The 16505-nt window shown below is 74.2% G+C and carries 10 protein-coding genes; all 10 read left to right on the forward strand.

What is annotated here, in order from left to right:
- Positions 1-11: 11 nt before the first annotated feature.
- Positions 12-1424, forward strand: a complete 1413-nt coding sequence (locus tag AB0F04_RS32810; RefSeq protein ID WP_362048369.1) for an enoyl-CoA hydratase/isomerase family protein — start codon at positions 12-14, stop codon at positions 1422-1424.
- Between the two features lie 67 nt (positions 1425-1491).
- The gene (locus tag AB0F04_RS32815; RefSeq protein WP_362048372.1) at positions 1492-2337 is read left to right on the forward strand and encodes an alpha/beta fold hydrolase; all 846 of its coding nucleotides are present in this window, start codon (positions 1492-1494) and stop codon (positions 2335-2337) included.
- The gene (locus AB0F04_RS32820; protein ID WP_362048375.1) at positions 2334-2552 is read left to right on the forward strand and encodes an MbtH family protein; all 219 of its coding nucleotides are present in this window, start codon (positions 2334-2336) and stop codon (positions 2550-2552) included. The genes AB0F04_RS32815 and AB0F04_RS32820 overlap by 4 nt, the downstream gene beginning before the upstream one ends.
- Positions 2549-3871, forward strand: coding sequence for a PLP-dependent aminotransferase family protein (locus AB0F04_RS32825; protein ID WP_362048378.1), 1323 nt, complete (start codon positions 2549-2551; stop codon positions 3869-3871). The genes AB0F04_RS32820 and AB0F04_RS32825 overlap by 4 nt, the downstream gene beginning before the upstream one ends.
- Positions 3872-4022: 151 nt before the next feature.
- Entirely contained in the window at positions 4023-11369 is a 7347-nt protein-coding gene (locus AB0F04_RS32830; protein ID WP_362048381.1) for an amino acid adenylation domain-containing protein, read from the forward strand.
- A gap of 36 nt (positions 11370-11405) precedes the next feature.
- Entirely contained in the window at positions 11406-12698 is a 1293-nt protein-coding gene (locus tag AB0F04_RS32835; protein WP_362048384.1) for an LLM class flavin-dependent oxidoreductase, read from the forward strand.
- Positions 12695-13528 carry an LLM class flavin-dependent oxidoreductase gene (locus AB0F04_RS32840; protein WP_362048387.1) on the forward strand — a complete coding sequence of 278 codons (834 nt, stop codon included), beginning with the start codon at positions 12695-12697 and terminating at the stop codon, positions 13526-13528. The genes AB0F04_RS32835 and AB0F04_RS32840 overlap by 4 nt, the downstream gene beginning before the upstream one ends.
- 31 nt (positions 13529-13559) lie before the next feature.
- Positions 13560-14789: a methionine adenosyltransferase gene (metK, locus tag AB0F04_RS32845; protein WP_362048390.1), complete on the forward strand. Its 1230-nt coding sequence runs from the start codon at positions 13560-13562 to the stop codon at positions 14787-14789.
- A gap of 28 nt (positions 14790-14817) precedes the next feature.
- The gene (locus tag AB0F04_RS32850) at positions 14818-15801 is read left to right on the forward strand and encodes a carbohydrate kinase family protein (protein WP_362048393.1); all 984 of its coding nucleotides are present in this window, start codon (positions 14818-14820) and stop codon (positions 15799-15801) included.
- Positions 15798-16505: homocysteine S-methyltransferase family protein (locus tag AB0F04_RS32855; protein WP_362048396.1), on the forward strand; the 708-nt coding region annotated here is incomplete at its 3' end. The genes AB0F04_RS32850 and AB0F04_RS32855, both read left to right, overlap by 4 nt.

Here is a 16505-nt window from a genome sequence, read left to right on the forward strand (position 1 = left end):
GGAGACACACCGTGCGCACACCCACACTCGCCGACCACGCCCTACCCGACGCCGCCGCAGGACCCGCCGTGCTGACGCGCACGGAGCCGGGCCACCCGCCCGTCCTCACCGGCGACTTCCACCGGGACCGGAGCGCTGTCACCGCCCATCTGGAGTCAACCACGCGGCTGATCGAGGCGCTGCCTGCGCGCATCGCACGCACCGCCGCCCAGCAGCGCGACGCGCGCGACCTGCACGCCGGGGCGAGCGCCCTGCGCCGCCGGTTCCTCGCAGCGCACGCGGAGCGGGTCTACGCCGAACTCACCGACGGGCTCCGCTCTCACCCGCGCATGGAGGAACTGGCCGCCCGCGCTGCCGTCCACTTCCCCGGCCTGGTGCCCACCTCCGGCCAACTCGCCGACGACGCACGGCACATGCAGCGCAGCAAGGAAGGGTGGGAGGTGGCCCTCGGCATCTTCTTCCAGGCGGTTCTGAGCGCCCCCACCGCCGGCAACCACCTGCTGCGCTCGATGCTGCGGCCCACCGAGCGCGCCCGCGCCGCCCTCCTCGACTACCAGCACACCGGCCGCGCCGACCTGGGCGTCGCCACCGTCACCCGCCAGGACGGCATCGCCCACCTGGAACTGTGCAACGACGAGTTCCTCAACGCCGAGGACGACGTCGCCGTCGAGGCGCTGGAGACCGGCACCGACCTGGTGCTGCTCGATCCGGCCAGCCACGTGGGCGTGCTGCGCGGCGCCCCCCAGACCCACCCCGCCTACGCGGGCCGGCGGGTGTTCAGCGCGGGCATCAACCTCACGAACCTCTACCACGGCGACATCTCGCTGCTGGGCTTCATGCTGCGCCGCGAGGCCGGATACATCGCCAAGTTCGTGCGCGGCCTGTGCCTGGACGACACGGCGGGCGACGGCTGGTGGCCGGACGCCGACAAGCCGTGGGTCGCCGCTGTCGACGCCTTCGCCATCGGCGGCGGCATGCAGATCCTGCCCGCCATGGACCGGGTCGTCGCCGCCGACGACTCCTGGTTCAGTCTGCCGGCCATGGAAGAGGGCCTCGTCCCCGGACTCGCCAACATGCGGCTGCTGCACCCGACCGGGTCCCGGCTGTCGCGGCGCCTGATCTTCTGGGGCAGGAAACTGCGGGCCACCGACCCCGAGGCGTCGGTGTTCGTCGACGAGACCGTACCCGCGGACGCCATGGACGGCGCCGTCCGCGCCGCCGCGGAACACCTCGACCACCCGGCCGTCGGCGCCAACCGGCGCATGCTCAACCTCGTCGAGGAGCCTGTCGACCTGTTCCGCCGCTACCTGGCCCAGTACGCCTACGAACAGGCCTGCCAGCTCCACAGCCCCGCGCTGATCTCCACCCTGGAACGCACCTGGATCAACCGGAACCGGGGCACGGGCGGCGGCGATCAGCGATGACGGTGTCCGGCGTCCGGCGCCTCCCCGACGCGGTGAACCGCCCGGAGCGGCCCCTCGGAGCGGCCGCATGACGGCCGCGGAGGACGCCGCGGCCTGGTACCGCTGCCCCGTGCCGCGGCCCCGCGCGCGCCTGCGGCTGGTGTGCTTCCCGCACGGCGGCGGATCGGCCACCGCCTACTGGGGCTGGCCCGCCCTGCTGCCCGACACGGTCGAGCTGCGCGCCGTCCAGTACCCGGGGCACGCCGACCGCATCGCCGAGCCCCTGCACACCGGCCTGCACGCGCTGGCCGACGCCGCCGCCGACGCCCTGCTCCCGCTGCTCGACCGCCCCGTCTCCCTCTACGGGCACAGTCTCGGCGCCCTCGTCGCCTACGAGACCGCGCGGCGCCTGGCGGCCGCGGGGCGTGCGCCGGTGCGGCTGACGGTGTCCGGCATGCCGCCGCCGCACCGCGTCCGGCCCGGCGCGGTCCACCTCGGCACCGACGCCGAGCTCATCGCGGAACTGCGGCGCCTGGGGGGCGTCCCCGACGAGGTGCTGGCCCACCCCGACCTGCTCGACCTGGTGCTGCGCACCGCACGCGCCGACTACGCGCTCGCCGAGACCTACACCCCCGGCCCCGGCCCGGTTCCGGCCCTGCCGCTCACCGTGCACCGGGCCACCGCCGACCCCGAGCTCAGCGCGGACGAAGCCGCCGGCTGGGCCGGGGTGACCACCGCGCAGGTGCGCCACCGGACCTTTTCCGGCGGCCACTTCCACCTGGCCGACGAGCCCGCGCCCGTCCTGCTGGAGATCGTCGACGACCTCGTCAGCGACATGTCAGCCCCGCGTCGGCCCGCCCGGCCAGCCTGGGCGGGGACCACTGCACACGCCGTCCCCTCACCGTCAGCTCGAGCAACCGGGAGATCGTCATGAGCAACCCCTTCGAAGACGCCGAAGGCACCTTCCTCGTCCTGGTCAACCACGAGGGCCAGCACTCGCTGTGGCCGTCCTTCGCCGAAGTCCCCGCCGGCTGGACCGTCGCCCTGCCGGCCACCGACCGCGAGAGCGCGCTCGCCCACATCGGTGAGCACTGGACCGACATGCGGCCCAAGAGCCTGGTGGACGCCATGGACGGGGCGGCCGCGTGAAGTCCGCCGCGCTGCTCGAAGCCCCCCGGGCCGCGCCCCTGTCGGTCACCGCCGACCTGCACGCCAGCCTCAGCGATCCCGCCCTCACCTCGATGACCCTGCTCAACGAGATCACCGGCGACTACCCCGACGCCGTGTCGTTCGCGGCGGGCCGCCCCTACGAAGGCCACTACCGTGCCGAGGCCCTGCACCGGCATCTGCGGCGCTACACCCGGTACCTGGAGCGCGAACGCGGCCTCAGCGCGGAGCAGGTGCGCCGGACCCTGTTCCAGTACGGGCCCACCAAGGGCACCATCAACGAACTGATCGTCCGCCAGCTCCAGACCGACGAGGGGATCCAGGCCGGCCCGGAGGCGGTGGTCGTCACCACCGGCTGCCAGGAGGCCATGGTCCTGCTGCTGCGGGCGCTGCGCCGCGACGAACGCGACGTCGTGCTGGCCGCCGCGCCGACCTACGTCGGCTTCACCGGCGCGGCCCGGCTCACCGAGATGGCCGTCCACCCGGTGCCCGAGGGGCCGGGCGGGCTGGACCCCGCGGACCTGGCGCGCGCCGTCGCCCGGGCCCGGGCCGACGGCGCCCGCCCCCGGGCCTGCTACGTCATCCCGGACTTCGCCAACCCGGGCGGCTCCCGGATGTCCCTCGACGACCGCAGGCGTCTGCTGCGCGTCGCCGAGGACCTCGACATCCTGCTGATCGAGGACAACCCGTACTCGATGTTCCACGACGGCCGGGGACGGCTGCCCACCCTCAAGTCCCTGGACACCACCGGCCGGGTCGTCTACATCGGCTCGTACGCCAAGACCGCCTACCCCGGTGCCCGGATCGGGTACGTCGTCGCCGACCAGCCGGTCGTCCAGGGCGGGCTGTTCGCCGACCAGCTCGCCAAGCTCAAGAGCATGTTCACGCTGAACACCTCGACGCTCGCCCAGGCTGCGATCGGTGGACTGCTGCTCGAACACGACTGCAGCATGGAACGCGCCTGCGCCCGGGAGGCCGCCGTCTACCGCCGTAATCTGCGGACCCTGCTCGACGGCCTGGCCAGGCGCTTCCCGCCGGACGGCGACAGCGGCGTCAGCTGGAACGTCCCCGCCGGCGGCCTCTTCGCCGTCGTGACCGTGCCGTTCACGGCGGACGAGCAGGCGCTGGAGGAGTCGGCCCGCCGCTTCGGCGTGCTGTGGACCCCGATGCGCCACTTCTACGCGGGCACCGGCGGGTTGCGTCAACTGCGGCTCTCCTACTCCGTGTTGACACCGCACGAGATCACCGTCGGCCTGGACCGCCTCGCGGCCCTGGTCGAGGCCCGCTCGGACCGCGGCTGACCTTCGGTCCATCATCCCGCCCCGCATCAGCCGCACGTCAGCGACGCGTCGGCGACGCGCACCACACTCGTGCCCGGACGGTGCGCGGACCCCGGGCCGAGGTGTGCCCGGAAGACCTCAAGCCCCGGAACGCCGACTCAGGAGACACCCGATGACCATGCTCCAGCGCTCAGGCGCGCAGACCGCCGCGACCGCCGGCCCCGGGGCGGACGAGGCGGGCACCGTACCCCTGACCGAGGAACAGCTCGGACTGCTGCTCCAGCACCGGGCCGACCCGCAGAACTCGCCCTACAACGTGCCGCTCGCCGTCGATCTGCGCGGACCGCTCGACCCCGCCGCCCTGGAGAGCGCCCTGGCCCGGCTGGTCGCCCGCCACCCGCTGCTGTCCGCCCGCATCCGCGACGACGACGGCGACGGGCCGCCCCGCCTCGACGTCGACCCGGCCCGCGCCCCGCGGCTGGAGCGCCGGGAAGCCACCGACGACCCCGGCCACGGCACCGCCGGGGCGCTGCTCGCCGAGGCCCGGCGCGAACTCGACCTGGAACGCGAGGGCGTCCTGCGCGCCGTGCTGATCGGCCACGGCCCCGAGCACCACACGCTGCTGCTCGTCGTGCACCACGTCGTCGTCGACGGTGAGTCCACCGGCCTGCTCCTCACCGACCTGCTCGACGCCTACGAGCACGGGCGGATCCCCGGCCGGACGCCCACCGCGTTCGGCGCCTACGTCACCGACCGCGCCCGTGAGGCCGATACCCGCACCGCGGAGGCCGAGGCGTACTGGCGGGAGCGGCTCGACGGCGCGGACCTCACCGTCGACTTCCCGCTGGACACCCCCGGCGCGGACACCCCGCGCGAGGCGATGGTGCCGCTGGAACTGGACGCCGGACTGTGGGGGGAGATCACCGACTTCTCCCGCGCGCGCCGGGCCGGCGCCGCCGCCGTGCTGCTCGCCGCGTATCTCAAGGCCCTCGGCACGTACGGCCGTCAGCCGGCGCCCACCGTCGGCGTCCCGCTGGGCGCCCGCACGGACCCGCGCTTCGACCGCACGGTCGGCTACTTCGTCCGCACCCTCCTGGTGCGGGCTCCCACCCAGGACGCGGAGCTGACCGCCGCCGAGTTCGTCGCCGGCGTGCAGAGGGAACTGGCCCGTGCCGTCGACCACGCGCGCCTGCCCTTCCCGCGCATCGCCAGGCTCGCCCCCGGCGGCGCCACCGCGGAACCCTTCAACTGCACGTTCGTCATGCACAGCTGGGCCGACCCGGGCGCGGCCGCCGACGAGGGCGTCGAACTGCGCGGCGGGCTGCGCGCCCGCTGGCGCCAGGACGTGCCCACACCCGGCCTCGGCCTGCTCACCCTTGAGCTGTACGAGGGCGGGGGCACGCTGCGCGGCCGGCTCAAGTACGACGCCGCGCGCATCGAGGCCGCGACCGCCGAGGCGTTCACCGAGCACATCACCGAGCTCGCCCGCCAGATGGTGCGCCGGCCGGACGCGGCCGTCACCGGGCTCGACGGGATCGGGCCGCGCGCCCGCGCCGCACTCGACTCCCTCAACGCCACCGACCACCGGCTCGACGACACCGACATCGACACGCTGATCCGCCGCGCCGCCCAGGAACGCCCGGACGCCGTCGCGGTCGAATTCGGCGACCGCCGCTGGACCCGCCGCGAACTGGACGCACGGATCGAGGCGTACGCCGCCGGACTGACCGCGCGGGGCGTGCGCGCGGGCGACAGGGTCGGCGTGCTGCTGCCCCGCAGCGACGAGGCCGTCGCCGCGATGCTCGGCATCCTGCGCACCGGCGCCGCATACGTCCCGCTGGACCCCGCCCACCCGGAGGCGCGGCGCCGCCACATCGTCGACAGCAGCGGGCTGCGGCTCGCGATCGTCACCCCCGACACGGCGGCGGCCTGCCCGCCCGGCCCCGAACAGGTGCCGCTGGCCGACCTGGCCCGGCCCGGCCCGGCGGACGTACGGCGCCCCGCGCCGGGCGACGCGCTGCACATCCTGTACACCTCCGGCTCCACCGGCACCCCCAAGGGCGTCCAGCTCAGTCACCGCGCGCTGGTCACCGATGTGCTGGCCGCCGTACGCCACTTCGGCATCGGCGCCGACGACGCGATGCTCCTCAAGGCCCCCTTCACCTTCGACGTCAGCGCACACGAGATGCTCGTCGCGCTGGTGTCGGGGGCCCGGCTGGTCGTGGCGCCACCGGACGCCGAACGCGACCCGGACCTGCTGGCCGAGTCCATCGAGCGGCACGGCGTCACCCTGCTGCACGCCGTCCCCTCCCAACTGCGGCTGCTGCTGGAGACGGACGCCTTCACGCGCAACCGCACGCTGCGCGCGGTCGTCTCCACCGGAGAGTCGCTGCCCAACGAACTGCGCGCCGCCTTCGAGGCGGCCCACCCGGCGCGGCTGCACAACGCCTACGGGCCGACCGAGACCTCGTACTCGACGGTCTTCTCCTGGACCCGCGGCGACGACAGCTTCTGGACGCGCCGTGCCGAGGTGCCGATCGGCGTGCCGTTCGACAACATCCGCTGCTACGTGCTCGACGAGTGTCTGCGCGAACTCCCGCCGGGCGCCCCCGGCGAGCTGTGGATCGGCGGCGGCACCGTCTCCGACGGCTATGTCGGCGACCCCGATCGCACCGCGGAGCGCTACCGCAGCCTTGAGCTGGGCCCGCGCACCGACACCGTCTACCGCACGGGTGACCTGGTCAGGATGCTGCCGGGCGGCGCGCTCACCCATCTGGGCCGGCTCGACGACCAGGTGAAGATCAACGGCAACCGGGTGGAACTGGGCGAGGTGCGGGCAGCGCTGATGTCGCTGCCCGTCGTCCGGGACGCCGCGGTGCAGGTGTCCCGGCACGCCCACGGCAGCCTGCAGATCGTCGCCCACGTGGTGACGTCCGCCGAGGTGACGCAGGTGCGGGCGGCGCTCGCCGCGCTGCTGCCGTCCCACATGGTCCCGGCCCACTTCCACCGCGTCCCCCTCATCCCGGTCCTCCCGAACGGCAAGACCGACCGGCAGGCCCTGGCCCGCCTGGCGGCGCGGGACGACCAGGCCGTCGAGGCCGGCGCACCCGAGGCCGGCGCACCTGTGGCCGGCGCACCCGAGGCCGGTGCACCTGTGGCCGGCGCACCCCTGGCCGGCGCCTCCGAGGCCCCTGCCCCGGCGGCCGACGCCCAGGTGGCCGCAGCGCCATCCGCCGAGGCGCCGGCCGTCCCCCGCGGGCAGGGCCCCGACGGCGCGGGCACCGGCGGCGCGCTGCGAGCCGTGCGCGCCGTCTGGCGGGAACTGCTGGGGGAGGCGCGCGACGACGCCCAGTTCTTCGAGGCCGGAGGAGACTCCATCCTCGCCATGCAGATGGTGTCCCGGCTGCGCCGCGAGGGCTTCACGCTCGCCATGCGGGAGATCTACCGCCACCCCGTCCTGGCGGACCTGGCCGCGCACATGGACGCCGCCGCCCCCCGCCCCGCCGACGCCCCCGCCCCCGCCGCCGCGACCGTCCCGGCGGCCGGCCCCCGCGGCAGCGGCAGCTCACCGCTCGCCCCGGTGCAGTCCTGGTTCTTCCGGCACATCAGGACCGACCTGCACCAGTGGAACCAGTCCGTGCTCCTGGAGCTGAACCGTCCCGTCGACCCCACGGTGCTGCGCCTGGCCCTGCAGGCGGTCGTCGCCGCGCACCCCGCGCTCAGCGCCCGCTTCGAGGCCGACGCACACGGCGACCACGCCGAGGGCCACATGCTCGAGGCCGCGCCGTTCGCCGCCTACGACCCCCGCGACGTCCTGCGCGAGCGCGAGGTGAGCGACGACGGGGAACTCGAGGAGGCCCTGGAGGACATCGAGCGCAGTCTCGACCCGCTCAAGGGCGTGCACGTGCGGGCCCTGCTGGTGCACGACCGCCGCCGAGCCGACGGCGACGGCCTGCTGCTCGTCGCCATCCACCACCTGGTCGTCGACGGCGTCTCCTGGCGCATCCTCCTGGAGGACCTGGAACACGCGCTGGCCTCGCTGTCCGACGGCGCGCTGCCCACCCTGCCCGCCGAGGCGTGCCGCTACGAGGACTGGGTGGCCTCCCTGCCCGCCGTCGCCGCACGTCCGGGCGAGGCCGACTACTGGCGTTCCCTGGCCGCCGCCCGGGGCGAGGTGCAGAGCCTGCTGCTCACCACCCCGGCGCCCGACGAGCGGGACATCCGCCGGATCGAGTTCTCCCTCGACCCGGAGGCCACCGCCCGGCTCATCGGCCCGCTGCCCCGGCAACTGGGCCTGCAGGTGCACCAGGTGATGACCGGTGCCTTCGCGCAGGCCCTCGCCCGGTGGCGCGGCACCGGTCAGGTGACGTTCGACGTGGAGACCCACGGCCGGCACGGTCGCGACGACCTGTTCCGCACCGTCGGGTGGTTCACCTCCATCCATCCGGTCGTCCTCGGCGCCGACCGCGCCCGGGACCCGCAGGGGTGGCTGGCGCAGGTCGCCGACCGCCTGACCGCGGTGCCGGACGGCGGCGTCGGCTTCGGCGCGTGCCGCGAGTTCTCCTCCGACCCCGGACTGCGCACCCTCCTGCGCACCCTGCCGCCCGCCCTGGTCTGCTTCAACTACTACGGTCAAGCCGACCAGTTGAGTGCGAACGGCGGCTTCACCATGTCCGGCCGGCCCATTCCGCGCGAGCACTCCGCTCGCTGTGAGCGGGTGTACGGCATCGAGGTGTACGGCATCGTCCACGGCGGCAGGCTGCGCATGGGGCTCACCTGGGTCCCCAGCCCCGCCGACGGCGTCGACGAGACGGGCGTCGAGGCGCTCGTGGACCAGATGCGCTGGGTCCTGGCGACCCTCGCGGGCGCCGACCCGGACACCGTTTCGGCCGCCGAGATCGCTGCCCCGGGCCGCCCGGTCACGCTGCCGCGGCGCGCCGAGCGGACCCCCGTCCCGCAGCGCCCCGACGCCACCGCCGGCACCGAACCGTGGGCGGCGAACGCCCCGGAGACGGTGCCCGTCACACCTCAGCAGCACGGCCTGCTGCTGGACGCGCTCGCCCACCGCGGCAGCGGCCGCTACGTGGAGCAGCTGTTCTGGCGCTGGTACGGGCCTCTGGACACCGACCGGTTCAGGGCCGCGTGGCAGTCCGTCTTCGAGCGCGAGACCGTCCTGCGGGCCGCCTTCGACTGGGACGACGAGCCGCGTCTGGTCCTGCACGACCAGGTCACCGCCGAGGTCGTCCGGCACCCGGCCGGCACCGTCGAGTGGGACGACCTGATGGAGCGGGACCGGCTGCGCGGCTTCGACCTGCGCGAGCCGGGCCTGCTGCGCGCCACCCTCGTCGACGACGACACCGACGACACCGACGGCCCCGAAGCCCCGTCGACCCGCGTACTGATCACCTTCCACCACGTCCTCCTGGACGGCTGGAGCGTGTCCGTCCTGATCCAGGAGTTCTACCGGGCCTATCTCGCCGACGGCTCGCTGCCCGGCGGCGAACGGCGGCCCGACATCCGCGACTACGCGCACTGGCTGGCCGAGCAGGACACCGCTCCGGCACGGGAGTTCTGGTCGGCGGCCGTGCCGTCCGCGGCCCCCGTCGTGCGGCCCGCGCTCCCCGGCCCCGCGACCGGCCAGAGCGGCTGGGGCCGCGCCGAGGCCCGGCTCAGCCGCTCGGAGGCCGACCGGCTGCGCGCCTGGGCCGCCGCCCGCGCCGCGACCGAGTCCAGCGCGCTGCAGGCGGTGTGGGCGCTGCTGCTGTACCGGGCCTCCGGCGTCGACGGGCCCGCCCCCGTCGGGTTCGGCGTCACCGTGTCCGGCCGCGGCATCCCCCTCGACTCCGTCGAGCGGCTGCCCGGGCTGCTGATGAACTCGCTGCCCATGACCCTCCAGGTCGACCCGGCGCACACCGTGCCCCAACTGCTCGCCGAACTGCGCGACCAGGCGCTCGACATGGCCGCGTACGAGTGGGTGTCGACCGGACAGATCCACGAGTGGAGCGGTCGCCGGGCCGACGAGAAACTCGTCGAGAGCCTGCTCGTCTACGAGAACTATCCGCGCTCCTCCGACCACCTGGAGTCCGCGCTCGCCGCGCAGGACATCCGCGTGGAACTCCCGGAGGCCGCCGGGTCCCAGACGGCCTTCCCGGTCACCCTCCTCGCCTTCCGCGACGTGGACGGCAGCCTCGTCCTCACCGCGGTGCACGACCGCGGCCGGCTCGCGGACGCCGACGCGGACCGGCTCGTCGGCCAGTGCGCCCGGCTGCTGCGCGACCTGCCCGGCACCGCCGACGATTCCACGACCGTCGGCGACATCGTCGCCGCCCTGTCCGCGCCCGACCTGCCGAGGATGGCCGACCGTGCCGAGCCGGCCACCGGCGCCGCCGACGCGGACGTCACCTGGCCGGAAGGGCCCAGCACCCGGCTGGTCAAGGAGGCGTGGCAGGCCGTCTTCGGCACCGAGCCCCTCGGCCCCGGCCTGAACTTCTTCGAGGCGGGCGGTCACTCGCTGCTGGCGATGCGGCTGCTGCGGGAGATCAACCTGCGCTCCGGACAGTCCCTGCGCCTGGACGAACTGCTCGCCCACCCGAGGGCCGGGGAACTGGCCGGACTGCTCGGCCGGGAACCGGGGGACACCGGCACCACCGCTTGCGACGGCGTCCTCGTCCCGCTGCGCCCTGCCGAGCGGCCCGGCGCCGGGACCGTCTACCTCGTCCACCCGCCGGGGGGCCAGGTCGCCTGCTACGCGCAGCTCGCCCACTGCTACGAAGGCCCGGAGGCGCTGGTCGGCATCCGTGACCCCCGGGTGGACGAGTCCGTACCGCGCCACCTGTCCGTCGAGCAACTCGCCGATCACTACCTCCAGGCGCTGCGGCCCGCCCTCGACGCGGACGAGCGGATCGTCCTGGGCGGCTTCTCCGGCGGCGGTGTCATCGCCTACGAGATCGCCCGGATGATCACCGAGGAGGGCGGCCGGCCCCCGCTGGTCGTGCTCGTCGACGCGGGTGCCCCCGACGGCGAGCTCACCGACGCCGACGCCGACGGCTCCTTCGCCAGCCAGTTGCGCGCCGTCGCCGAGGGCCGGACCCCGGCCCCGGACGCGGAAGGACCGGGCGCGCGGCCCGCCGAGGACAAGGCCGTGCCGGCCGGCGCCCTCGCCGAACCCGACGGCTCCGCCTCCTACCTGAAGGAACTCGCCCAGATCGCCGAGTGGATGCGCGGCGACGGCGGCGGCGACCCGGTCGCGCTGATGCGCGACAGCGTGGAGGCGGTCCAGCGCTACGGGCCCCGCCCGTACTCCGGCCCCGTCGTCGTGCTGCGCGCCGGGGACACCGGTTTCGGCAAGGGCACGAAGTACGACGAGAGCGACCGCTTCCACGCCCGGGCCGGGCTCGGCTGGGAGGACCACGTCGCGGACCTGTCCATCCGGGTCGTACCGGGCAACCACGTGACGATGCTGACCGGCGACAACGTCCGCGGCCTCGCCCGCATCCTGGCGTCCGCCGTCAGGCACTGACGACCGGCGCACCGAACCCCAGGGAGAGCACCGACCATGACCACGCCCCGCCGGCGCATCACGCTCGCCGGCATCATCGACGGCCCCGGCGGCCACGTCGCCGCCTGGCGCCACCCGTCGACCCAGGCGGACGCCCAACTCGACTTCGCGTTCCACGCCAAGAACGCCCAGACCCTCGAACGCGGATTGTTCGACGCGGTGTTCATCGCCGACATCGTCGCCGTGTGGGGCACCCGCCTCGACTCGCTGTGCCGCACCTCGCGCACCGAGCACTTCGAACCGCTGACACTGCTGGCCGCCTACGCCGCCGTCACCGAGCACATCGGGCTGTGCGCCACCGCGACGACGACGTACAACGAACCGGCCCACATCGCGCGCCGCTTCGCCTCGCTCGACCACCTCAGCGGCGGCCGCGCCGGCTGGAACGTCGTCACCTCCGCCGCTCCCTGGGAGTCCGCCAACTTCGGCTTCCCCGAGCACCTGGAGCACGGCAAGCGGTACGAGCGCGCCCAGGAGTTCATCGACGTCGTCAAGGCGCTCTGGGACAGCGGGAACCGCCCGATCGACCACCACGGCGAGCACTTCGACGAGGCCGGACCGCTGGACGTCGCCCGCCCGCCGCAGGGCCGCCCGGTGATCATCCAGGCCGGATCGTCGCCCGTGGGACGCGAGTTCGCCGCCCGGCACGCCGAGGTGATCTTCACCCGGCACAACACGCTCAGCGATGCCCAGGACTTCTACGGCGACCTCAAGGCGCGCGTCGCCCGCCAGGGCCGCGACCCGGAGAAGGTCCTCGTATGGCCGACCCTCGCGCCGATCGTCGCCGCCACCGAGGCCGAGGCGGAGCAGCGCCGGCAGGAACTGCAGGACCTCACCCACGACCACGTCGCGCTGCGCACCCTGCAGGACTTCCTCGGCGACGTCGACCTGAGCGCGTACCCGATCGAGGGCCCCGTGCCCGACATCCCGTACACCAACCAGTCCCAGTCGACGACCGAGCGCCTGATCGGGCTCGCCCGCCGCGAGAACCTGTCGATCCGGCAGCTGGCCCTGCGGCTGATGGGCGACATCGTCGTCGGCACTCCGGAGCAGCTCGCCGACCACATGGAGAGCTGGTTCACCGGGCGCGGGGCCGACGGGTTCAACATCGACTTCCCGTATCTGCCGGGCTCCGCCGACGACTTCGTCGACCACGTGATCCCCGAGCTCCAGCGCCGCGGCCTGTACCGCACCTCGTACGAGGGCGCCACGCTGCGCGAGAACCTCGGCCTGGACGCCCCCGCGCCGGGCCGGACGGCCGGCCACACCACCGCAGGAGCCACCGCATGACCGCCCCTCTTCTGGTCGGCCGGATCGACACGCACGCCGACGACGCCACGCTCGACTCGCTCACCGCACTCGCACGCGCCGCGGAACACGCCGGGTTCGACGCGCTGATACTCGACGACTCGTCCCGGCCGCCCGGCGGGCAGGGCCGCTTCGAGACGACGACCCTGGCGGCGGCGCTCGCCGCCCGCACCGACCACATCGGCCTGGTCGTCTCCCCGCTTCCCGCCGACCAGGCCCCGTACCACGTGGCGCGGATCGTCGCCTCGCTCGACCACCTCGGCCGGGGCCGCACCGGCTGGCTGGCCGGCGCCGGCGACCCGGAGGGCCGCACGGCCGAACTGATCGAGGTCGCCCGCGGCCTGTGGGACAGCTTCGACGACGACGCCTACGTCCACGACCGCGCCGACGGCCTGTACTGGCGCCTCGACGCGATCCACCGACTGGACCACCGCGGACGTCACTTCGACGTGGCGGGCCCGCTCAACGTGGCCCGCCCGCCGCAGGGCCACCCCGTCGTCGCCGTGTCCGGACCCGCCCTGGCCGCGCACGCCGACCTCGTCCTCCTCGACGACCCCGCGGACCTGCCCGGCGTGCGGGCCGAGGCCCCCGGCGCCAAGGTCCTCGTCCCGCTCCTCGACCACGCCGACGCCGAGCGTCTGCTCGCCGCCTCGGGCGCCGACGGCCTCGTCGTCCCGCTGCGCGACGCGGGGGATCCGTTCCTCACCACGACGCCCCCCGCGGCGCACGGCGCCGGCACGACACCGGCCACCCTGCGTGCCCGGCTCGGACTGCGCCGCCCCGCCGGCCGGTACGCCACGGGCACGGCCTGACGCTCCATCCCACCCCGGTCCCTGGAGAAACATGTCCTCTTACCTGTTCACCTCGGAGTCCGTCACCGAGGGCCATCCCGACAAGATCGCCGACCAGATCAGCGACGCGATCCTGGACGCCCTGCTGCGCGAGGACCCTGCCTCCCGCGTGGCCGTGGAAACCCTGGTCACGACCGGCCAGGTGCACATCGCGGGCGAGGTCACCACCAAGGCGTACGCACCGATCCCGCAACTGGTGCGCGAGACCATCCTGGGAATCGGCTACGACTCCTCGGCCAAGGGCTTCGACGGCGCCTCCTGCGGTGTGTCGGTGTCCATCGGAGCCCAGTCGCCCGACATCGCGCAGGGCGTCGACACCGCGTACGAGCACCGCGTCGAGGGGGCCGGGGCCTCCCGGGCGGCCGCGGCGGACGAGCTGGACAGGCAGGGCGCGGGCGACCAGGGCCTGATGTTCGGCTACGCCACCCACGAGACGCCGACGCTGATGCCGCTGCCGATCGAACTGGCCCACCGCCTCTCGCGCCGCCTGACCGAGGTCCGCAAGAACGGGACGCTCCCGTACCTGCGCCCCGACGGCAAGACCCAGGTGACCATCGAATACCGCGGCAGCAGGCCGGTGCGCCTCGACACGGTCGTCGTCTCCTCACAGCACGCTCCCGACATCGACGTGGACACCCTGCTGACCCCGGACATCGAGCGGCACGTGGTCGAGCACGTGCTCGCCGTGCTCGCCGAGGAGGGCATCAAGCTCGAGACGGACGACTACCGGCTGCTGGTCAACCCGACCGGCCGCTTCGAGATCGGCGGCCCGATGGGCGACGCCGGACTGACCGGCCGCAAGATCATCATCGACACCTACGGCGGCATGGCCCGCCACGGCGGTGGCGCGTTCTCCGGCAAGGACCCGTCCAAGGTCGACCGCTCCGCCGCCTACGCGATGCGCTGGGTCGCCAAGAACGTGGTCGCCGCCGGCCTCGCCGACCGCTGCGAGGTCCAGGTCGCGTACGCGATCGGCAAGGCCGAACCGGTCGGTCTGTTCATCGACACCTTCGGCACCGGCAGGGTCGCCCAGGCCCGCCTCGAACAGGCCGTCCGGGAGGTCTTCGACCTGCGCCCCGCCGCGATCATCCGCGACCTCGACCTGCTGCGCCCGATCTACTCCCGAACGGCCGCCTACGGCCACTTCGGCCGTGAACTGCCCGACTTCACCTGGGAGCGGACCGACCGCACCCAGCAACTCAAGGTCGCCGCCGGTATCTGACCGGCGCGTCGGCCCGACGGGAGTGCTCGTGCGTACAGCGGTGACAGGCTCTATCGCCACCGACCATCTGACGGTCTTCCCCGGCCGTTTCACGGACCAGCTGATCCCTGATCGGCTGGACCGTGTCTCACTGTCGTTCCTCGTCGACAGCCTCGACGTACGACGCGGCGGCGTGGCCGCCAACATCGCCTTCGGCCTCGGCGGCCTCGGCCTCGCACCCCTGCTGGTCGGCGCCGTCGGCGCGGACTTCGCCGAGTACGAGGTGTGGCTCAAGGACAACGGCGTCGACACCGGCGGGGTCCGGGTGTCCGGCACCCGCCAGACCGCCCGCTTCATGTGCACCACGGACCGCGACTCCAACCAGATCGCGTCCTTCTACACCGGCGCGATGGCGGAGGCCCGCGACATCGACCTGACCGGCCTGCCCGTACCGGCCGCCGAATTCGATCTGGTCGTCGTCGCCCCCAACGACCCGGAGGCGATGCTGCGCCACACCCGGCAGTGCCGGGACCTCGGCGTGGCGTTCGCGGCCGACCCCTCCCAGCAACTGGCCCGGCTGGACGGCCCGCAGGTCAGGGAGCTGGTGTCCGGCGCACGGTGGCTGTTCACCAACGAGTACGAGGCGGAGCTGCTGCGCGAGCGCACCGGGTGGACACGCGAGGAGGTCCTGTCCCGGGTGGGAACCTGGATCACCACGCTCGGCGAACGGGGCGCCCACGTCGACAGCGCCGGCGAGCCCGCTGTGACGGTGCCCGCCGTCACCGGGGTGCCGGTGACCGATCCGACGGGCGTCGGTGACGCCTTCCGCGCCGGCTTCCTCGGCGCCGTGGCCCGGGGCCTGACGCCGGTGGCGGCGGCCCGGTTCGGCTGCGCCATGGCGGCGCGGGCGCTGGCGGCGGTCGGCTCACAGACCTACCGCGTGGACGCCCCCGCTCTGCTCGACACGGTGGCGCGGACGTACGGCACCGAAGCGGCCGAGCCGTTCGGGCCCTGGCTCGGGAGCGCGTCATGACCGCCCCGTCCACACCGCTGTCCGCCCGGGACCGCGTGAGCGCCCTCCGCGAAGCCCTCGCCCGGCGCGTGGTGGTGGCCGACGGGGCCATGGGCACCATGGTGCAGGCGCAGGATCCGACCCTGGAGGACTTCCGGCACCTCGAAGGCTGCAACGAGATCCTCAATCTCACGCGGCCCGACATCGTGCGCTCGGTCCACGAGGAGTACTTCGACGCGGGCGTCGACTGCGTGGAGACCAATACGTTCGGCGCGAACCACTCCGCCATGGCCGAGTACGACATCGCCGACCGCGTGCACGAGCTGTCCGAGGCCGGTGCCCGCATCGCCCGCGAGACCGCCGACGCCTACGCGGCCCGCGACGGCCGCCCGCGCTGGGTGCTCGGCTCGATCGGTCCCGGCACCAAGCTGCCGACCCTCGGCCACACCGGCTACACCACCCTGCGCGACGGGTTCCAGGCGAACGCCGAGGGCCTGCTCGCCGGGGGCGCGGACGCCCTGATCGTGGAGACCACGCAGGACCTGCTGCAGACGAAGTCGTCGATCCTGGGTGCCCGCCGCGCCATGGAGGCCACCGGCGTCGAGGTGCCCCTGCTGGTCTCGCTGGCCTTCGAGACGACCGGCACCATGCTGCTCGGCTCCGAGATCGGCGCGGCCCTGACCGCGCTGGAGCCCCTCGGCATCGACATGATCGGCCTGAACTGC

Source organism: Streptomyces sp. NPDC029041, assembly GCF_040637515.1.
Classification (GTDB): Bacteria; Actinomycetota; Actinomycetes; order Streptomycetales; family Streptomycetaceae; genus Streptomyces.

Bases quoted from the DNA above. Each gene is read 5' to 3' on its own strand.
- AB0F04_RS32815 (WP_362048372.1), top strand. From the start codon at position 1,492: ATGACGGCCGCGGAGGACGCCGCGGCCTGGTACCGCTGCCCCGTGCCG.
- AB0F04_RS32820 (WP_362048375.1), top strand. From the start codon at position 2,334: ATGAGCAACCCCTTCGAAGACGCCGAAGGCACCTTCCTCGTCCTGGTC.
- AB0F04_RS32830 (WP_362048381.1), top strand. From the start codon at position 4,023: ATGACCATGCTCCAGCGCTCAGGCGCGCAGACCGCCGCGACCGCCGGC.
- AB0F04_RS32835 (WP_362048384.1), top strand. From the start codon at position 11,406: ATGACCACGCCCCGCCGGCGCATCACGCTCGCCGGCATCATCGACGGC.
- AB0F04_RS32840 (WP_362048387.1), top strand. From the start codon at position 12,695: ATGACCGCCCCTCTTCTGGTCGGCCGGATCGACACGCACGCCGACGAC.
- metK (WP_362048390.1), top strand. From the start codon at position 13,560: ATGTCCTCTTACCTGTTCACCTCGGAGTCCGTCACCGAGGGCCATCCC.